This window comes from Cognatiluteimonas profundi (genome assembly GCF_009792795.1).
In the GTDB taxonomy this organism is placed as follows: domain Bacteria; phylum Pseudomonadota; class Gammaproteobacteria; order Xanthomonadales; family Xanthomonadaceae; genus Cognatiluteimonas; species Cognatiluteimonas profundi.
In genome coordinates, this window is the sequence record NZ_VKHQ01000004.1 from 591,335 (window position 1) to 610,499 (window position 19,165).

The 19,165-nt window shown below is 65.1% G+C and carries 16 protein-coding genes and 1 tRNA gene; 5 read left to right on the plus strand and 12 right to left on the minus strand.

Going from position 1 to position 19,165, the window contains the following annotated elements; all coding sequences use genetic code 11:
* Positions 1-58 precede the first annotated feature (58 nt).
* The 7 genes from GST15_RS09285 to GST15_RS09315 all read right to left on the minus strand — a co-directional run bounded on the left by GST15_RS09285 (position 59) and on the right by GST15_RS09315 (position 9,563).
* Complete coding sequence (locus GST15_RS09285) at positions 59-2,587, minus strand: zinc-dependent metalloprotease (RefSeq protein WP_199268743.1); 2,529 nt, start codon at positions 2,585-2,587, stop codon at positions 59-61.
* A 339-nt stretch (positions 2,588-2,926) separates the two neighbouring features.
* Complete coding sequence (locus tag GST15_RS09290; protein WP_159016959.1) at positions 2,927-4,165, minus strand: TolC family protein; 1,239 nt, start codon at positions 4,163-4,165, stop codon at positions 2,927-2,929.
* A complete protein-coding gene (locus GST15_RS09295) occupies positions 4,162-4,464 on the minus strand; it encodes a DUF3240 family protein (protein WP_159016960.1) in 303 nt (100 codons plus the stop codon). The genes GST15_RS09290 and GST15_RS09295 overlap by 4 nt, the downstream gene beginning before the upstream one ends.
* Complete coding sequence (locus GST15_RS09300; protein WP_159016961.1) at positions 4,457-7,537, minus strand: efflux RND transporter permease subunit; 3,081 nt, start codon at positions 7,535-7,537, stop codon at positions 4,457-4,459. Before GST15_RS09300 ends, GST15_RS09295 begins: the two co-directional genes overlap by 8 nt.
* Before the next feature lies 1 nt (position 7,538).
* Positions 7,539-8,723, minus strand: a complete 1,185-nt coding sequence (locus tag GST15_RS09305) for an efflux RND transporter periplasmic adaptor subunit (RefSeq protein ID WP_159016962.1) — start codon at positions 8,721-8,723, stop codon at positions 7,539-7,541.
* A gap of 98 nt (positions 8,724-8,821) precedes the next feature.
* Positions 8,822-9,169, minus strand: coding sequence for a hypothetical protein (locus tag GST15_RS09310; RefSeq protein ID WP_159016963.1), 348 nt, complete (start codon positions 9,167-9,169; stop codon positions 8,822-8,824).
* A gap of 52 nt (positions 9,170-9,221) precedes the next feature.
* The gene (locus GST15_RS09315) at positions 9,222-9,563 is read right to left on the minus strand and encodes a hypothetical protein (RefSeq protein ID WP_159016964.1); all 342 of its coding nucleotides are present in this window, start codon (positions 9,561-9,563) and stop codon (positions 9,222-9,224) included.
* 185 nt (positions 9,564-9,748) lie between these two features.
* Between GST15_RS09315 and GST15_RS09320 the strand changes: the two genes are divergently transcribed.
* Positions 9,749-10,024: a hypothetical protein gene (locus GST15_RS09320; protein WP_233263124.1), complete on the plus strand. Its 276-nt coding sequence runs from the start codon at positions 9,749-9,751 to the stop codon at positions 10,022-10,024.
* Here the strand turns inward: GST15_RS09320 and katG are convergent.
* On the minus strand, positions 10,002-12,143 hold the full coding sequence (gene katG, locus GST15_RS09325; RefSeq protein WP_233263143.1) for a catalase/peroxidase HPI: 2,142 nt from the start codon (positions 12,141-12,143) through the stop codon (positions 10,002-10,004). The genes GST15_RS09320 and katG overlap by 23 nt on opposite strands.
* Before the next feature lie 1,005 nt (positions 12,144-13,148).
* On the opposite strand from katG, the gene GST15_RS09330 reads away from it, so the two are divergent.
* The 4 genes from GST15_RS09330 to GST15_RS09345 all read left to right on the plus strand — a co-directional run bounded on the left by GST15_RS09330 (position 13,149) and on the right by GST15_RS09345 (position 17,805).
* Positions 13,149-14,318, plus strand: a complete 1,170-nt coding sequence (locus GST15_RS09330; protein WP_159016965.1) for a hypothetical protein — start codon at positions 13,149-13,151, stop codon at positions 14,316-14,318.
* An 11-nt stretch (positions 14,319-14,329) separates the two neighbouring features.
* On the plus strand, positions 14,330-15,448 hold the full coding sequence (locus tag GST15_RS09335; protein ID WP_233263125.1) for a hypothetical protein: 1,119 nt from the start codon (positions 14,330-14,332) through the stop codon (positions 15,446-15,448).
* Positions 15,449-15,493: 45 nt separating this feature from the next.
* Positions 15,494-16,180 carry a hypothetical protein gene (locus GST15_RS09340; protein WP_159016967.1) on the plus strand — a complete coding sequence of 229 codons (687 nt, stop codon included), beginning with the start codon at positions 15,494-15,496 and terminating at the stop codon, positions 16,178-16,180.
* Between the two features lie 176 nt (positions 16,181-16,356).
* A complete protein-coding gene (locus tag GST15_RS09345; RefSeq protein WP_159016968.1) occupies positions 16,357-17,805 on the plus strand; it encodes a CsgG/HfaB family protein in 1,449 nt (482 codons plus the stop codon).
* Positions 17,806-18,075: 270 nt separating this feature from the next.
* On the opposite strand, the gene GST15_RS09350 is transcribed toward GST15_RS09345, so the two are convergent.
* The 4 genes from GST15_RS09350 to GST15_RS09365 form a co-directional block, all read right to left on the minus strand.
* Positions 18,076-18,151, minus strand: a tRNA-Ile gene (locus GST15_RS09350).
* Positions 18,152-18,177: 26 nt separating this feature from the next.
* Complete coding sequence (locus tag GST15_RS09355; protein ID WP_159016969.1) at positions 18,178-18,438, minus strand: DUF5985 family protein; 261 nt, start codon at positions 18,436-18,438, stop codon at positions 18,178-18,180.
* Position 18,439: 1 nt separating this feature from the next.
* Positions 18,440-18,697, minus strand: a complete 258-nt coding sequence (locus GST15_RS09360; RefSeq protein WP_159016970.1) for a DUF5985 family protein — start codon at positions 18,695-18,697, stop codon at positions 18,440-18,442.
* 1 nt (position 18,698) lies between these two features.
* Entirely contained in the window at positions 18,699-19,076 is a 378-nt protein-coding gene (locus GST15_RS09365; protein ID WP_159016971.1) for a MarR family transcriptional regulator, read from the minus strand.
* Between the last annotated feature and the right edge of the window lie 89 nt (positions 19,077-19,165).

Sequence of the window (19,165 nt, forward strand, 5' to 3'; positions counted from 1 at the left end):
AGTCACAAGCAAGACATGTGTAAAGCCGGCTAAAAGACGTCCAGCCGTCGAGTCCGCCCTAGTCGGCCAGCGGGGAATCCATCCAGTCCGCCTCACCGATCGGCTCGCCGGGCGGCACGCTGACGCTGCGCGGCCGGTCGGCCAGCAGCGCTTCACGCTCGCGCGGATCGAGCAGCTTGCGCGACAGGCTTGCGCTCCAGGCGCGCTCGGCACCGCTGCCACCGCGCCTGCCCAGGGCGAGGGCGATGTCGTGCACGCGCTGGTCGAGCAGCGCGGCGACTTCGGGTGTCGTGCCGGGCATGCGCGCCACCTGCGCCATGCTGACGATGGCGCGGTAACCGATCCGGCGCGAGACGTCATCGGCGTGCGCGGGCAGCGCGACCGCGGCGATGCGGTCAAGCAGGTCGGCCACGCCCGGCAGCGATGGATCGACCGCATGCTGCGCGGACAGCCGCGCCAGCCGCGCCGGCGCCAGCAGCGCACGCAGGCTGATCGTCGCGGCGGTATCGGCCGCGACCAGCGGATCGAACACCGGGCGCGACGGGCTGTCCATCAACTCGATCTCGTACTGGCGGTTGAACGAGCCGTTGCGCGCTGCCGTGAGCAGCGGCAGCAGCTGCGACGGCACGCGCAGCGCGTCGGGCGCGAGCGTCGCGACCACCGCATCGATCGCCGCGCGCTGTCGCGCGGCCGACACCGGCGCCGAATGTTCGCGGCCATCGCCCTTCACCGCATACGCCAGCTCGACGCCGCCGATCGCCTTGGCCGCGGCGGCGACCTGGTAACGATGCAGCAGCCAGATCGGCACGAAGCGGCGTTGCAGGTTCGCCATCGGCTCTCCCGGCTCAAGCGCGTCGAGGCCGAAGCGGTCCACCGCCACGCGACGCACCTGCATGATCCGTTGCAGCTCCGCGGTCGGATCCGCGCCGTCGTCCCATAGCGCGGCCCACGGCTGCGCGGTGTCGACCGCGCGCGCGTTGTCGTCGGAGACGTAGCGCTGTCCCGCGGCGACGGCGGCGCGGGCCTTGGCCAGCGCGGCGGCCTGTGGATCCATGCCCGGGCCGGGCTCGCCGTACAGCCAGTCGACGGTGCTGCGATCCCACGCGCCGATGCCGCGGTCGTAGGCATCCGAGAGATCCAGGTGTCCGTCGATGAGGCCGATGCGCGGTGCCGGATAGTCCATCACCGACGCGCGTCCCTGCGTGCTGGCCGCGAAGTTGTGCGCGAAGCCGAGCGCATGGCCGACTTCATGGGCGCCGAGTTGGCGCAGCCGCGCGAGCGTGACCTGGATCGGGTCGTTGGGACCGCCGGTGCCGACCTTCGCGGCACCGACCAGGCCTTCGAAGATCTCGATGTCCTGGCGCGCGCGCAGCGAACCCAGCACCACCATGCCCTTGACGATCTCGCCGGTGCGCGGGTCGACGATCTCCTGCCCGAACGACCAGCCGCGCGTGGCGCGGTCCACCCAGTTGATGATGTTGTAGCGCGCGTCCATCGGGTCGATGCCTGGCGGCAGCACCTTGACCTGGAACGCGTCGATGTAGCCGGCGGCGTCGAAGGCCTGCGACCACCAGCCGATGCCTTCGACCAGGGCCGACCGGATCGGCTCGGGCGCGCGCGAATCGACGTAGAACACGATCGGCTTGGCGACGCGTGACCGCGCGGCGGCGGGATCGAGCTTCACCAGCCGGAAGCGGTTCGCATAGTCGCGCACCACGTCGCGGCCGAGCGGCGCGCCGAAGTCCGCCACCTGCGTGGAGAAGCCGCCCATGCGCGGATCGAACGTGCGCGGGGTGAAGCCCGGCTGCGGCAGGCGCACGAAGCTGTGGTGCACGGTGAAGCTCACCTGCTTCAGGCCGTCCGCGATGTTGTCGACCTCGGCGCCGGGCGTGTCCGACGCATAAGTCTGCACGGCATCGACTTCGAGGTTGTCGGGGAACAGCTTCAGCGACGTCGGGTCCACGGCGCTCAGCGCCGCATCGAGCTTGAAGGCCTTGCCCGCGCCCTGCGGCGCACCGCCCGCTCCGAGCGGATCGGACGACTGGTTGAGCGATTCGACGATGCCGAGCGTGTCGGTGGCGAGGAAGCCCGCGATGTCCACCACGCGGCGTCCGTCGGGCAGCACGTCGGCGACCTCGCCCATCCAGACCACGGAGGTGGCGAAGTCGGGACTCGCGCCGCCATCGACGGGACGGAAGCGCGGGTTCTCGAACTCGACCGCGATCTTCTTCCCGTACGCCCGGAACGCGAGCACGCGCGTCGAGCCGATGCGCCCGCGATCGAGCATCGTCGGCGCCGCGCCCAGCCCGGTGCGCAGCGCGACCGAGTAGAGGAAACGCGCCGACACCCCGTCCGCGGCCGGCGCCGGCAGGGTGACCAGGATGCGGCCGGTCGCGTTGTCGACCTGCACCGGGAGCAGGCCATCGAGCGTACGCAGTTGCGCGGCAGCGGCCGGCGCGGCATCCGGCGTTGCCGCCTGCGCTGGCGGCAGGCTCGCGAAGGTCATCGCCAGTGCCAGTGCAATGGCGAACGAGCGCGAAGCCGTCGCGCGAAGGACGCAGGAGTGGGATGACCGGATGGAGCGCATGGACGGATTCCTGCGTTGGACGTGCTGCCGATCGTGGGAAGCGGCGTGCGCGACGGACGACATGACATTACAGCGAGATGGCATCGATTCAGCCGCCGGCACGCGGGACGTCGATCATCGGATCGCCGGCGCTTGCGTGGTGGGCCCAGCATCAACCGAGTTGTTGGCGTAATTCATGGCACGAGGCTCCAGTTCGTCGAATAGGTGGTCGTGCCCGGGCCGTGTCGCGACGCGGGTTGTGATTCAGGATATCCCGCATGGCGTTTTCTCGCAGTGCGCTTTCATCGTGTCTGTCAGGCATGCCAGCCACAGTGGATGGCTGCTGCGGCCGCAGCAGCATCAACTGTGCTCCAGTCCCCAGACCAGATGCGCGTCGACCAGCAGCCGGTAGTACGACTTCAAGGCCATCACCCGTGCGTCGAGCGCTGTATCCACCGCTTCCACCGCCTGCCGGCGAGCCAGCAGCAACGTTTGCAGATCCACTTCGCCCAGGGAGTAGGCGCGCTGGGTCAGACGGGCGCTCTCGCGGGTCTTGGCGGCACTTTCCTCGGCCAGGCGCCAGCGCTCGAAGTTGCCGGTGGCGTCGGCATAGCCATCCGCCACCTCGATCTCCATGAGGCGTTGCTGCCGGTCGCGTGCCGCGCGCGCCATGTCGACCTGGGCCAGGGCTCGGGCCAACTGAGCATTGCGATACCGGCCGGGAATCGGAATGGTGACGCTGACGCCGACGACGTTCTCGTTGGAGTACACCTCGGACGCAGTGAAGAGACCGATGGTCGGGTCCGGCAGCCGGTTCGCCCGGGCTCGCGAGGCGGTCAATTCGGCCTGGTCCAGTTCCACCTGCGCGATCCGCAGCGGATCGCTGGTGCTGAGGATGCGGGCTTCCCAGATCTCCTCGGCTTCGTCGATGGGCCCCGGTTCGGCGAGTGCCAGTGCGTTGAGGTCCGCGCCGGGGAAGCGGATTTGAAGTCTCGCCAAGGCTTTGCGCTCTTCGGATACGGCGGCGCTCAACCGTCCGCGGATCCCCACGGTGTCGGCTTCGATCGCGTTGACTTCGAGGCCGGATGCGTCACCGGCGCGCTGCCGCAGTCGCGCCACGCGCAGGCTTTCCTCGCCGAACTTGACCTGCTCGGCCATCAACTCGCGCGCCCGCACGGCACCGGTCCACTGCGTGTAGACCTCGACCAGATCCCGCGCGGCCTCGTGCATGGCCTCGCCATAGCGGGCCTGCGCAAGTTCGTTTTCGGCGCCGGCCAGACGCTGGTCCAGCGAACGCTTGTTCGGCAGCCGCAGGGTGCGTTCGAGTTGCGCGGCCCACTCGTCGGAGTCCGGTCCGGAGGCGTAGCTGCGCCGTTGCGAACTGAGCCGGACATTCCACTCGTTGGGCGACACCCGCAACATCCCCGCCGTGCGCGCGGCTGCTTCCAGCCCGGCGGACGCCTCCTGTACGCCGGGGTCCTGCTGCAACCAGGTTTGGGCCAATTCGGTCGGCGGCAACCCCGCAGGCGTACGAGGGGCAAGTTGCGCATAGGCCGGGATGGCGAATGCAGCCAGACAAACGACAACCAGCGGCCTCATGCAATTTCTCCGTCAACGATCAGGGGAATCGCCCAGAACCGGATTCCGGTTCCAGTGAAGTCACGTCGCAACAACTCCTGCAACGCATCGGATTCCTCCGCGCCGACCAGGATCTGCACGCAGACCGAGCCACTGCGACCGATCACCTGCTCGATCGCGCTCATGTGTCCAGGCAAGGTGCCGTGACTGGAAATCGGCATGCTGGTGAATACATCGTCTGGAAAACTCGTGAGCATCAGGTCCAACAGTTTTTCTTCGATCTCCGACGTGCAGATGATCGAGAAGCAAAGCTTAGCCATGTTGTTTCTCCGGCTTGGCATGCGCGAAGCGCAGATAAAGGATGGGCAGCAGAATCAGGGTGAGCGCGGTGGCCGTAATCAGGCCGCCGATCACCACGATCGCCAGCGGGCGCTGGATCTCGGAACCGGGTCCAGACGCGAACAGCAAGGGCACCAGGCCGAAGGCGGTGATCGATGCGGTCATCATCACCGGCCGCAGCCGTCGCTTCGCGCCTTCGGTGACGCACGTCATCAGGTCAAAACCTTCGGCATGCAGCTGGTTGAAGTAACTCACCAGCACCACACCGTTGAGCACGGCGATTCCGAGCAAGGCGATGAAGCCCACCGACGCCGGTACCGACAGGTATTCGCCGGTGACCCAAAGCGCGACGATGCCGCCGACGACCGCGAACGGTACGTTGCTCAGTACCAGCAAGGCCTGGCGCACCGAGCCGAAGGTCGAGAACAGGATCAGGAAGATCAGCCCCAGCGCCAGCGGAATGACCAGAGTCAAGCGCGCAGCGGCGCGTTGCTGGTTCTCGAATTGACCGCCCCAGGTGATGCGATAGCCGGTCGGCAGTTGCACCGATTGCGCGATCTTCACCTTGGCCTCCTCGACGAACCCCACCAGATCACGTCCGACGACGTTTGCGATCACCACGCTGTAGCGGCTGCCCATCTCGCGATCGATCTTCACCGGCCCGCTGTCGCGGCGCAGCTGGGCGATGCTTTCCAGCGGGACGTCCTGGCCATCGGGCGTGGCGATCCGCAATGCGGCGAATTCGGCCGGGGAGAACTTGACCCGGTCCGGCCCGCGAATGACGATCGGCACACGCTGGTTGCCCTCGATCACGGTGCCGGCGCGCTGTCCTTCGATCTGGATGCGCAGCGCGTCCTGCACGTCTTCCACCGACAGGCCGTAACGCCCCGCAGCGAGCCGGTCGACAATCACGCGCAGGTACTGCACGCCGTCGTTCTGCACGGTGTACACGTCTTGGTTGCCGGGCACGGTCTTCATCAACGCCTCGATCTGCAGCGCGAGTCCATTCAAGGTGGCCAAGTCCGGGCCGAATACCTTGATCGCGATATCGCCGCGCACGCCGATGATCATTTCCGATACGCGCATGTCGATCGGCTGGGTGAAGCTGTACTTGATGCCCGGCAAATCATCGAGAACCTCGCGCAGCCTTGCCATCAGCGCGTCCTTGCCACCCGGGCGCCATTCGCCGCGCGGCTTCAGGATCAGGAACGTGTCGGTCTGGTTCAGGCCCATCGGATCGAGCCCGATCTCGTCGGAGCCAGCCCGCGCGACCACACCGGTCACCTCTGGCACCCGGGACATCAGCGCCTGCTGGATCTTCAGGTCCAGTGCTGCGGTCTCCTCCAGGCTGACCGAAGGCAGCTTTTCTATCCCGACGATGATGTCGCCTTCGTCCATGGTCGGCATGAACGTCTTGCCGACCAACAGGTAGATGCCGAACGCCACGACCAGCATTGCGCCGGCGGCGATGACGACGGCGCGTTGATGTCCCAGCGCCCAACCCAGCACCGGCTCGTAGCGACGCAGCAACTGCCGGGGCAGCCACGGCTCTTCATGCGATACCTTCTTGAGCAGGAACGACGCCAGCACCGGGATGACGGTCAAGGACAGCAGCAGCGAACTGGCCAGCGCGAACGCGATCGTGAGTGCGACCGGCACGAAGAACTTGCCCTCCAGTCCCTGCAGCGTCATGAGAGGCAGGAACACGACGACGATGATCAGGATGCCGGCCGTCACCGGCACGGCGACCTCGCGCACGGCACGGAACACGATGTGCAGGCGTGGCAACTTGCCCGCTGCCTTGTCGTGGCCCAGGTGCTGGACGATGTTTTCCACCACCACCACCGCCGCATCCACCAGCATGCCCAGCGCGATCGCCAGACCGCCCAGGCTCATCAGGTTCGCCGACATGCCGGTAAAGCGCATCAGGATAAAGGTGCACAGCGCCGCCAACGGCAGGACCAGCGCCACGGTGAGGGCCGCGCGCAGGTTGCCGAGAAACGCCCCAAGCAGTACCAGCACGATGACGGTAGCTTCCAGCAAGGCCCGGGAGACGGTGCCGACGGCCTTGTTGACCAGTGCCGCGCGGTTGTAGAACACCTTGATCTCGACGCCTTTCGGCAGCGTGGGCTGGAGTTCTGCGAGCTTCGCGGTCACACCGTCCACCACATCGCGCGCATTGGCGCCGGCCAGGCCAAGCACCAGGCCTTCCACCGCTTCGCCGCGGCCATCTTTGGTGACGACGCCGTAGCGAGTGGTCGAGCCGGTTCGCACTTCGGCGACATCGCCAAGGCGCACCGGGATGCCGTCGTTGCGTCCGACCACGACTGCACGCAGGTCGTCCTGCGTCTGGATATTGCCTTCGCTGCGGACCAGCAGCACCTCATCGCCTTCACCCAGGCGGCCCGCGCCGTCGTTGCGGTTGTTGGCTTCGATCGCTGCCTTCAGATCCGCGGTCGACAGCCCCACCGCCGCGAGCTTCACCGCATTGGGCTCCACCTCGTAGCTGCGCACCTTCCCGCCGAGCGCATTGACGTCGGCCACACCCGCCACCGATCGCAGCGCCGGGCGGATCACCCAGTCCAGCAGGCTGCGGCGCTGGTCGAGCGACATGGCATCGCTTTCGACCGTGAACATGAACATCTCGCCCAGGGGCGTGGTGATCGGCGCCATGCCGCCACTGATGCCGTCGGGAAGGTCGCCGAGGATGCCGTTGAGGCGCTCCCCGACCTGCTGCCGCGCCCAATAGATGTCGGTGCCGTCCTGGAAGTCGATGGTGACGTCGACCAGCCCGTACTTGGTCACCGATCGCAGGATCCGCTGCTGCGGAATGCCGAGCATCTCGACCTCGATCGGGATGGCAATGCGACTTTCGATTTCCTCCGGGGTCATGCCGGGCGCTTTCATGATGATCTTGACCTGCGTGCTCGACACGTCGGGGAACGCATCGATCGGCAAGGTGCGGAATGCGTACCAACCGGCACCCGCCAACAGCGCGGCGAGCAACAGCATGAACAGGCGCTGCGAGAGCGCGAACTGGATCAGTCGCTGCATCTCATTCGCCTCCGCTTTCGCCGAGCCACGCGGCTTTCAGCGCGATCACGTTGCTCACGGCGATCTCATCGCCCGGCTTGAACGCGCCATCGACACTGACCGATTGCGCGGCACTGGCAACGACCTTCACTGGCTTGGCCGAGAAACCGGAAGGGGTCCGCACGAACACGTAGGCATCGCCGTCCTGGCGTACCACCGACGCGATCGGCACCGCCCACGCACCGGCGCTGTCCGCAAACGGCACCTGCGCCTGCACGAACTGGCCCGGGTTGAGTTCCTGTGTCTCGCCGGCATCGACCCTCGCGCGCAATGTGACCGTCTGGCTTTCGCTGACCAATGCGCTCACGCTCATCGGCGTTGCGGTCAGCTTGCTGCCGACGATCGCGATGGTCTGGTCTTTCGACCATGCGTTGGCGCGGTCGGCCGGGAGCTGGATGTCCAGCCACAGTTCGGAAAGATTGGCGACCCGCAACAACGGATCCGCACCGCTGACGCGTTGGCCGGGCTTGACATCGAGTGCGAGCACCGTGCCAGCTTCCTGGGCACGCAGCAGCAGGCCATCCATCAATGCGCCGCCGCCGGCGATCCGGCTGATGCTGCCCTGATCCAGGCCTGCCAGCCGCAGCGCGGCCTGCGATTGGCGCAGGCGCGCCTGGCTGTCGTTCGCAGCCAACTCAGCCTCGAACACACGACGCTGCGGGATGACGCCTTCGTTGAACAGATTGCGCTCACGCGCCAGGGTCTGGCCGGTCAGGCGCGCGCTGTTGGCCGCTTGCATCAGCGCCAACTGCAGCTCACCGAACTCGGGACTGTTCAGGCGCAGCAGGGGATCGCCGCGCCGCACGGTCTGATGTTCGGCAACGAGGATGCGGTCGACCAGACCCGCCACCGGCGCACTCAGGATCTGCTCCTGTTGCGGTGGCACGACGACTCTTGCCGGGTAGGTCAACCCGCGGATTTCCGTGGGCGAATCCAGTCGTTGCAGCTTGATGCCCAGCGCCTGCATCTGCGCGGCGGTCACGGCGAAATCGCCCTTGGGCTGAGCGCTGTCGCCAGCGGGTTCGCTGGCAGGTTCAGCTGCGGGGTCGCTCGGGACGGTGGACGCGGTGGACCCATCGGTGTCCTTGCCACCGCAGCCGACCAACACGGCGGCAGTGAGCAGGACGCTGAGCAAGCGGATGGTCATGGTTGAAACTCCAATGGCTTTGAATGGAAATGAGCGGAACGCATGTGCGCACGGCAGCGGCCCCGCTCATTGAAATCGGCGTTTTTTGCTTAGGTTCGTCACAGCAGCCGGCGCTTCGCGAGCATCACGTGCGCATCGAGCGTGCCGTCGCGTTCGAGCACCGAGGCGAGGCCGAGGGTGATCCCCGCCCGCTTGAAACCGCTGGCCTCGCCGCCGCCCGAGACGTTCTCGACGCCCACGCCTGCGACCGGGGGTGGCCGCAACGCGGCGCGCTCCAGGTCGGCATCCAGTACGGCGCGTTGGCCCTGCGGCAAGCGCAGGTCGGGATCGAACTGGTCAACGTGCGCGAACGCATCGTCCAGGGTCAATACAGCACGCGACTGTGCGTGTGCGGGAATGCACAGCACAGCCGTCATGGCGGCCAAAGCCGCCAGACGCAACCACATGGGGAATTCTCCGATTCGGGGTGACAGCAAGCCGGCAGCGCCGGCGACAGCGTCAGGCCGAGATCGGTGGTCGTAAGGCGACCGGGTGGGCGCTCGGCCGGAACTCGACCGACCATTGCGGCAGCGGATCGGTCGCGGCCGGGGTGATGGAACCCAGGTTCATCAGCGCCAGCAGCGCCGGGGCCTGGCCACAGCAGTGGCCGAAGTGCATCAACGCATGCCACGGGCTCTTGGGATCGGCAGGATCGATCGGATCCGACGATCCGTCGTCGGCATCGCCGTTGTCACCGGTCAACTGTGCATGCTCGACTTCGTGCAACTCGCCGGCGAACGCAATCACCGGCTTCACCAGCACACCGGCCATCAGCAGGCAGAGAATGAGGATCCGTAACACGGTCGGCATTGAGGTCGGCGCGGGCATAGTCGTCAGGGTAACCGACGCAGGGCTTCGCAAACAATTTCCTTGCCTCAGCAGCAAATCATTGCCAATGACGGCTGTGGGTCGAAAGCTGACAGCAAGGCGACCTCAACCACTTCAAGCCTTTCAATGATCAGTACGGCTATTTCCGTGGCGACCGGATGATCCTGCTTGCGCAGTCCGCTCTGCGCAATGTCGAATCGTCCGTGGATTTCATCGGCCACATTGGCGGGGACGATTTCATCGCGCTATTCCACAGCGACGATTGGGAGAATCGTTGCCACTCGATCGTCGACATGTTCAACGAGGCGGCACGCCCGCCGGCACCATCGGATCGGCGAAGGAAATGGCCTCGCTCGCCGCAGCTGCCAAGCGCCAAGCCAAGCGCGGAAACATCGGCGGCGCTTGGTGGCCTTATCGCAGATCCCGGTTCATGACCGACACCCAGGCTGTTGCGAAGTCGCGCACGAATTCCTCACGGCCATCAGCCGATGCATAGACTTCGGAGACTGCGCGCAGTTCCGAATTCGATCCGAACACCAGGTCAACCGGGGTTGCCGTCCATTTAAGTGCGCCGCTGTCGCGATCGCGCCCTTCGTACAGCCCTTCGCTTTTTTTCGACTTCGACCACTGGGTCGACATGTCGAGCAGGTTGACGAAGAAATCATTGGTCAGGGTGCCGGGGTGCGCTGTCAGGACACCGTTGGCCGAACCATCGGCATTGGCATTGAGCGCCCGCATGCCGCCGACCAGTACGGTCATTTCGGGGACCGTCAGGTCAAGCAGGTCGGCGCGTTCGACCAGCATGGCGGCTGGGGAAGATCGACTCCCCGGCTTGTAGAAATTGCGGAATCCATCGGCCGCGGGTTCGAGCGGCGCGAAGGAGGCGGCATCGGTCTGCGCCTGCGTTGCATCAACACGCCCCGGAGTGAAGGCCACTTCAATATCCGAACCGGCTTGCCTGGCCGCCTGTTCGATGGCCGCGCTTCCGCCCAGCACGATCAGGTCGGCCAGCGACACTTTCTTTGCGTTCTTCTGCGGCCGGTTGAAGTCGGCCTGGATGCCTTCGAGCTTCTTCAGGACCGCACGCAATTCTGGAGGGTTGTTGGCGAGCCAGGTGACCTGCGGTTCCAGGCGCACCCGCGCACCATTCGCCCCGCCACGCATGTCGGTTACGCGATAGCTTGCCGCGGATGCCCAGGCGGTCCGCACCAGTTGCGGGACAGTCAGGCCCGATCCCAGGATGCTCGATTTGAGCGCGGCGACATCCCCGGGTTCGATCTGGGCGTAGTCGGCCTTGGGCAGTGGATCCTGCCAGATGAACTGCTGCTTCGGAACGTCCTTGCCCAGGTAGCGTGAGCTCGGCCCCATGTCGCGATGCGTCAGTTTGAACCAGGCCCGGGCAAAGGCATCGGTGAACTGTTGCGGGTTGTCCTTGAAGCGCAGCGCAATCGCCCGATAGGCGGGGTCTTCCTTCATCGCGATGTCGGTGGTGAACATGATCGGCGCGTGGCGCAGACCGTCGACGTGGGCGTCGGGGACCAGGCCCGCCGCGCCGGGATCGCTGGGGATCCATTGGGTTGCGCCAGCCGGGCTCTTGGTCTTGACCCAGTCGAAGCGGAACAGGTTGTCGAGATATTGGGTGGTGAAGGCAACCGGGTTGGACGTCCATGCCCCCTCCAGCCCGCTGCTGACGGTATCTTCGGCATTGCCCTTGCCGCATGTGTTCTTCCAGCCGAGTCCTTGCTGTTCGATCGGTGCCGCCGACGGCTCGGGGCCGACGCATTTGCCCGGATCGTGTGCGCCATGCGCCTTGCCGAACGTATGGCCGCCGGCAATCAGGGCGACGGTTTCCTCGTCATCCATCGCCATCCGTCCGAACACTTCACGAATGTCCTTGGCCGCCGCGATTGGATCGGGATTGCCGTTGGGTCCTTCCGGATTGACGTAGATCAGGCCCATCTGGACGGCAGCCAATGGACGTTCCAGTTGGCGATTGCCGCTATGGCGCTGGTCGGCAAGGAACTTGTTCTCCGGGCCCCAGTACGTCGTGTCCGGCTCCCAGTCATCGACCCGTCCGCCGGCAAACCCGATCGTCTTGAAGCCCATCTGTTCAAGCGCAACCGTGCCGCTGAGCGCCATGAGGTCCGCCCAGGAGATCTTGCGGCCGTATTTCTGCTTGATCGGCCAGATCAGGCGCCGTGCCTTGTCGAGGCTGACATTGTCAGGCCAGCTGTTGAGCGGCTCGAACCTTTGTTGACCCCCGCCTGCGCCGCCGCGACCATCAGCGACGCGATATGTTCCGGCGCTGTGCCATGCCATGCGGATGAAATAGGGTCCGTAATTGCCATAGTCCGCGGGCCACCAGGGCTGGGAGGTCGTCAGGACTTTCGCAATGTCCGCCTTCACCGCATCAAGATCGAGCGTCTTGAATTCCTCGGCGTAGTTGAAATCCGGCCCCATCGGATTGGATCGAGCCGTCTCCTGACGAAGCGGGCTCAGATCGAGTTGGTCGGGCCACCAGTCCTTGTTGGTCATCGGCTTCTGCTGGGCCATGACCGGGGCCGAAAGCGCCAATGGCGCGAGCGCGACGATCGCCATGAACTTGATTGAAGCGGCAAGTGTTGCCATCCCGACACGCATAGCGTCTCTCCGGTTAGCACGCCCCTGGCCCGCCGAGAACTCTTACGCAGAACCAATATTCAAAATGTGAAACGCCTGATCGCGCGCTGCTATTCAGAAATTCAACTGGAGCGACCCGGCGTCTGAGGCGACCCGGCCCGATTCCGCCTGCCAACGAGAGCTAGACGGGACGGGACGCCGGGCATTTCATCGACCACCTGTCGCACGAGCAAGCTCGACCGCGGGGACTAGGACGGGCGTGCCTATGCAGGTTTATCCCGGACTCCAGCTTCGTGCCTGGGCGCCGCGGAATAGTGCATGCCACGCGAAGCAATCCGTCTCCAGACTCCGATGTATCCAGTGGTCGGTCCCCAACCCCCGCGCCCAGCGCCCAGCGCCAGCAACCAAACTTGGACGCCGTATTTAGTTGATTGTTAAAAATTATGCGAGCACGGAATTTTTCGCCTTACTCGCATTCTTACTCGTGTCCGCGGACCTATGGATATGGATCGTTGTCCGGATCCGTTGGATTGATTCAACAACGATCGCAGCCTTTGATGCGCGACGCGAAGCGGCCGCTCCCTCCGCTGTAGCAAGCCAAGTAACTTTGGGTCAAGCGCCGTCTTTTTCTGCTCTTGGACTGGCCGAACTCAACATTCTTTTTCGAAAGCACTGATAGCGGGCCCAGTCCGTGTGCGCACCTTCCACGGGGCGTCGATCGGTTGATTGGCCGAGAGCATGTTGCTAAGTCCCCGCCATGGCCTCAGCGCGTGAGCCATTTCACTAGCGCAAGTTCGACTCCTTAAAAACGGGCAACGTCGATAGCGTTTAATTGCTCGGCTGCGGGTCAAATGTGCCGCTCTCGCAAAACGCGCGCGCCTCACAAGCCATTCAGGATTGTGCTACGGTCCGGGGCTGGCGCCACGGGGGGAGCCGCAATTGACAGGGACGCGATTGCTCACCGCACTGGCGGCGACTGTGCTCGGCTGCGCGCCGCTGATGGCCATGGCGCAGGCTGGCAGGTCAGTTTATTTCGCCGGCTTCGCCTATACGGGCAACGCGGCCGATGTAAGCAGCACCTTGCCGGTGACAACCCGCGTTCTCGACGACGCCGGCGGTGCGGCATTGAACGCACGCCTGAAGGCGGCCCTCGCGGGGCGGACGTTCCCCGGCTACACCCTCGTCTTCGACCACTACGGGACGGTCGGTGACGCGGACAACGACACGGCCCTGGCGCTGTCCATCGATCGCGAAACCGCGAGCTCCGAGCAGATCGGGGACCAGTACAAAGTGCTGGTCGAACTGGGGACGCAGGCGCTGTTCTTTGACTTCGACGAGAAACAGGTGCTCGGCGCCTACCCGATCACGCTGCAATCCATCGATGTCATGTCGCATGCCCCCACGCCAGCGGATTTCGAGCGGATGGTGCGGCATCTGATCACCGGGACCGACGCGACATCCCTGGTCCCCGCGTTCGCCAATCGGCTGGCGACAATTGCCTTGCCTAATCCGGCGACGCGGCGGCTGCGCGTGACGCACGTCGATGTATCGCCCGAGGCTTTGAAGCTGGCCCCGGCTGCCTACCAAGCATCCCCGGATCGCCTGGGTGGCCAGGTTGCCTTCGAATTCGGCAAATTCCTTGCGGAAAACCAGCATGTGGCACTGCTGCCTTACAGTCAGGGCAATGCCATCGGCGGCGCCATGGCGGCCCGCTTCGCGGATGGCCGGGTGTACCAGCTGCAAATCCCGGATGCGGACTATGCGATTGCCTTGTCGCTGCGCGGATTCAAGCGTATCGACCAGCCAGGCACCGCGGTCGGCCGGGCCATCGTGTACGGCGCCTTCGTCGATGTCAGCGTCACCGAGCCGATGTCCGGCAAAACCTACTTCAACCACCCGATCAAGTATGGCGCGACCAAAGTCGTGCCTGTGACGCAGGTCAACGTCGATGACTGGGCAGCCAGCTACGAGACGCTGCTGCTGCTGTTCGACGACTTTAGCAAGGCGATCGGCAAGCCCGATGCCGGATGGGCCGCGGTCCACCTGGGCGATCGCAATGCACGCAATGACCTGACCCACCTCAAGGAGCTGATCGAGCAATGTCGATGATTTCGCGTTTCGTGGCCTGCGCGCTGTTGCTGGCTGCCGGCTGCAGCCCGGCTTTGGCGGAGACGCCCTCGGTGAAGGGCATGGCCAGCGTCCCCTACCAGCGCAAGCTGGACAGCGGTGTCCGTCAGCAAGCGCTGGCTTCGGCCAAGCTCAATGCGCTTGAGCGCTACGTGGCGGACAGCAACGCGGCGCGGATGCGCGTGTTCGACGAAAAGCGCACCCAGATAGCCGGCGCCGTTGACAGCTACATCCTCGGCGCGACGGTGCTATCGGAGTCCGACGATAAGGATGCCCACACCTATTCGGTGGTGATCCGGGCCGACGTCAACGGAACGCGGCTGCAGAACGCGCTGGGCGCCAGCGCGTCGGCGCCCGCCGCATCCCAGGGCCAGGGCAACCTGATCACGTTCCTGTTCATGGCGCGCATGCAGGACTCGGTCAAGTCCTTCCAGGACCGCGTCTACCAGCGCGCGGATGTGCACGGCTCGGGCAGCCACGCCTCGAACAAGCATGAGCAAACCACCGAATCCGAATCGATCGGAGCCTCATCGATCGGCACCGGCGACCGCATCCGCTCCCATACCTCCGAGCGTTCGGACTCGACGATGGTTGTCGAGTCCGGCGGCAGCGTCACGCGCAAGGCCGACAAGATCGACTGGACGGTCACACCTTCGAGCGAGATCAACACGGCCATGACCGGTGTGTTCTCCGATGCGGGGTTCCAGGTGGTCGAGGCCGAATACGTGGAGTCCGAAAGCCACGGACTGCTGAGCATCGCGGCCGTACGCAAGGATTTCAGCAAGGGCGATGAACTGGCGCCGGCGACGATGCGCAACACCGCCAACGGCGTCCGCGCGGCCGGCATTGGCTACCTTGCCGAGGGCACGCTGGACGTCGGCATTCGCGACACCGATCCGGTCAGCGGAAATGTCCGCGTGTTCGTGACCGTCACCGGCAAGGTGCTTGACGTTGGTGGGCGCTTTCCACGCACGCTCTCGTCGGTCGGGCCGGTGCAGTACGCCGGACTCGGTCCCACGGAAACCGTCGCACGGACAAACGCTCTCAAGCTCGCCGCCGAGAGCGCCGCGCGGCAGATGGCGGACGAGTTGACGGCAAAAGGCATTCGTTGAGTTTCCTGGTTTCAACCTCGCTTGATCATCCATTGGAGCCCTTCCATGAAGAAGCACCTGCTTTGCGCCACGATCACGGCATCGCTGTTGGCAGTTGCCACCCCCGCAATGGCGGTTGGCCTGGGTGGCCTGTTCAAGCAAGCCACCACGCCCGCGGCCACCACGCCGGCCGGGGCGACTGGCGCACAGCCAGCTGATCCAGCTGTTCAGCAAGACGCCCTGGTGAGCAGCTTTGTGGCCGCCCAGGCGGAGACGCTGGTCGCGCAGATCGCGTTCTCGAAGGCGTTCGGACTCAAGGAGCAGGCGGCCACGCTGCAGGCCGAGCACGATGCGCTCGGCAAGGGTCCGCTGGACAAGGACGGCCTTGCGAAGCTGACGTCAACGACGTCGGATGCCAACACCGCGCTGAACGCGAAGCTTGCCTCGGAGACCGTGGTGTCCGCGGAAGGCAAGAAGGACTACGCCACCGGCTTGGGGCATTACCTGCGCGCCGTAGTGCAGACGCTTGCACTGACCAAGCAGGTGCAGGGATTCACTACGAGCCTGACGCAGGGAAGCATGTTCCAGAGGGGCCAAATGTTGACCAAGCTTGCCGTCGGTGCCTACGTCGCCAAGGCGACTCCGGGTTTTTCGAAGGTGCTGTACGACACGAGCAAGAAGGCCGTGACGTTCGCCACGAAGAACAAGATCCCGGTGCCGAAGGATGCGACGTCCGCCCTCGGTAGTCTGTGAGGTTGCGGCCCATGTCGCTTCAGCCAGCTAGGCTCCTGCATGCAGCCGCACTGGGACTCGCGCTATGCGTCGGCGCGTGTCATGGCAACGACGGTCCTCCGGTCCCTGCGGCGGCATTGGTCGCCCCTGCTGCCGGGCCGGGTGCGCCGGGGCGCAAGGCTCCTGACTTTGGCGGCGTGGAAAAAGTCCGTATCGAAACCACTGCGACCGGCCCGACACTGCCGGCCGCAGTCGATGCCGCCCTGCGCATGGCGGTCGAACAGGTGAACGGCAAGGTGGTGTCGGCATCGCATACAAGCATCACCAGTGGTATCTCCGTGGCAACGCAGGGCGAGTCCGTCGACGTCACGGCGTCGTCCTTCGCCGATGTCGTTGCCTCGCAGTCGGGCGGTGCCATCAGTGATTTCAAGATCCTGCGCCAGCGCCAGATCAGCCGCCCCCTGGAAACCACCGAGGAAAAGTTCGACGGGTCCCAGGGCGAAAGCTATAGCCGCGGGAACCTGTCGGCCTCTGAGTCGGCCGAGGCGCATGCGGGCGATGCGTCGGCGGAAGTCGCAGCGGAGGCGCAGGGCAATTGGGACCAGAAGCAAGGTGCGGTCGATGCGCACTGGTCGCGAAAGCAGCAGCGGATGCAGAACGAATGGGAGGTGACGATCGCCGCCCGCGTTGCGCATTACCGCGAGTCGGCGGACGCCAAGCGGCCGCGGTTGGTCGTTGCGATGCCGCGCACCGCAACCGACTCGTTCGTCGTGGGCGATCGGCCCATCGACTCTGCCCAGTTGGCGGCGCAGATTCGAGGGCGATTGTCCGATGCGTTGACCCAGACGCAGCGGTTTACCGTGCTCGACCGTGAGTTCACCGGCGAGATTCGCAACGAGCTGGATTTGATCGGCTCAGGCATGGTCAAGTCCGAGGACATGGCGCGCGCGGGGCAGATGCTCGCAACCGACCTGATCCTGATTCCGACCATTGAGCGGTTTGAGTACCGCCGCTCCGAGCGCAAATTGCGGCTGGCCGACCGCACCTTGGTGTCGTATGCGGGTGGTGGTGCGATTTCACTGAAGTTGATCAACGCCGTCACCGGCCAAGTAGTGATGTCCCAGACGTTCGAGGCCGGCCTACCGAGCACGGCGCCCACGACGCTGGGTAACTTCGTCGACGGCGGCAAACTCGCCAACACCTTGATGGATTCGCTCGGCAAGGACATGGCGCGGGCCTTGTTACTGCACACGTTTCCGGTGGCCGTCATCAGGTTGTCGGGTAATGACGTGGTGTTGAACCAAGGCGGCCAGGCGGTCTCGATCGGAACTCGTTACCAGGCAGTGACGCTTGGCGAGGACTTAAAGGACCCACAGACAGGACAATCGCTAGGCCCGATGGAATCGCCATGCTGCGTCATTGAAGTCACGCGCATGGGCCCAAGCGTTGCTTACGGACGCATCGTCGACCCTGGGTTCAATCTGCCGAATTTCCATCCGGGAATGATCGAGTTGCGCGAATCGATACAAGCGCAGCCTTCTCCCGCACAAGCCAAGCCTGCGGTGGTCGCGAATGCAACACCGGCGCCCGAACGGCACGCCTCCAACAAGGTCAAGGCGCAGCCCGCGAAAGACGACGACTGGTGAGGGCGCCAAACAAGGAACCGGCGTCACGCCGGTTTCCTTGGGGGTCGCGCCCAACATTCAGGAGAGCCCGGTGCCGCTGTTCTCCACGCCCCGCGCCGTTGACTGGCCACCGGTAACGTCCGCGCAGCGGCGGATAGACTGATGCATGAGGTCAGCCCCACGGCACCCTATGTCAATCAACGACACCCGCCTTCGCCACAATGACAAGAATTCCAGCTACCGGCGAATGGGCAAAGCGACTATCCATTCCCGCCGGAACGGACTTGAATGTGGTGGGCCCACCAGGACTCGAACCTGGAACCAAAGGATTATGAGTCCTCTGCTCTAACCATTGAGCTATGGGCCCGCGCCGGCATTATCGCCGCGCGGGGCTCAGCGGCGGCGAACGATGTTCTTCTCGACGATCGCCCACAGGATCAGGCCGTACGCCAGCAGCCGGACCAGGTAATACAGGGTGGCTTCTTCGCTGCGGGCGCCGTTCCAGGCAAACAGCGCGCGGTTGATCGCCTCGAGCAGGAATGACGCGCCGAAGTAGAGGAACAGGCGGTCCCGGGTCCGGCGCCAGAAGCGCAGGAACAACAGCGCGGCCACGGCCGAACCCATCGAGATGGCGCCGAGCAGGAACAGGTTCACGTCAGTGCTCCTCGAAGATCAGGCCGTACAGCAACAGCGCCACCGCCAGCAGGCCACTGCACAAACGCAGCGGGCCCAGGTCGACCTCGCGGAACAGGTAGTGGTCGGCGATCACCAGCAGGTTGGTCAGGGTCAGGCCGGCAAAACACAGCCCGCTCCAGAAGAGCATGCGCGAGCCGGTGCGGCGCGCGCCCAGCAGCAGCAACACGCTGCATGCCAACGCGGTCGATGCGCACAGCGCATAGATCAGCAGCACCATCTCAACTCTCCTTGCGCAGGCGGAAGGCGTCGGCGAAACGCTGCGCCTTGCGGTCCGAGGTGGAATGGATCAATTCGGCGATGACGACCATGTGGCGCGCGTACAGCGCGGCGACCGCGTCGACATCGGTCGCGACAGCGGGGTCCCGCGGCGCGTAGCGGCACCCGTCGTCGTCGCACGCCACCAGGCCGACAGCGGCAAGGTCGCCGATCAGGGTGGTTGCCGTGCCCGCGTCGATGTACAGGCGCGCCGCCAGCTGCGCCGGCGTCCAGTGCTCCGGGCGCTCGCGCAGCAGCAGCAGCGCCTCCAGGTGCGGAACCGTTGGAATCGTCGCCAGCAGGAACCTGCGGACATCCCCGGGCAATTGCGAAACAGTCATCGAGACGAAGCTTCCCTGATTTTGTCCGCTGCGGCAAACGCGCTAGCGCATGATCCCGGCGTTCCAATCAAAAAAAACCCGCCTTTCGG

Bases quoted from the DNA above. Each gene is read 5' to 3' on its own strand.
- GST15_RS09305 (WP_159016962.1), bottom strand. From the start codon at position 8,723: ATGACCATCCGCTTGCTCAGCGTCCTGCTCACTGCCGCCGTGTTGGTC.
- GST15_RS09365 (WP_159016971.1), bottom strand. From the start codon at position 19,076: ATGACTGTTTCGCAATTGCCCGGGGATGTCCGCAGGTTCCTGCTGGCG.
- GST15_RS09295 (WP_159016960.1), bottom strand. From the start codon at position 4,464: ATGGCTAAGCTTTGCTTCTCGATCATCTGCACGTCGGAGATCGAAGAA.
- GST15_RS09360 (WP_159016970.1), bottom strand. From the start codon at position 18,697: ATGGTGCTGCTGATCTATGCGCTGTGCGCATCGACCGCGTTGGCATGC.
- katG (WP_233263143.1), bottom strand. From the start codon at position 12,143: ATGGCCCAGCAGAAGCCGATGACCAACAAGGACTGGTGGCCCGACCAA.
- GST15_RS09320 (WP_233263124.1), top strand. From the start codon at position 9,749: ATGATCCTGCTTGCGCAGTCCGCTCTGCGCAATGTCGAATCGTCCGTG.
- GST15_RS09285 (WP_199268743.1), bottom strand. From the start codon at position 2,587: ATGCGCTCCATCCGGTCATCCCACTCCTGCGTCCTTCGCGCGACGGCT.
- GST15_RS09310 (WP_159016963.1), bottom strand. From the start codon at position 9,169: ATGTGGTTGCGTCTGGCGGCTTTGGCCGCCATGACGGCTGTGCTGTGC.
- GST15_RS09340 (WP_159016967.1), top strand. From the start codon at position 15,494: ATGAAGAAGCACCTGCTTTGCGCCACGATCACGGCATCGCTGTTGGCA.
- GST15_RS09300 (WP_159016961.1), bottom strand. From the start codon at position 7,537: ATGCAGCGACTGATCCAGTTCGCGCTCTCGCAGCGCCTGTTCATGCTG.
- GST15_RS09290 (WP_159016959.1), bottom strand. From the start codon at position 4,165: ATGAGGCCGCTGGTTGTCGTTTGTCTGGCTGCATTCGCCATCCCGGCC.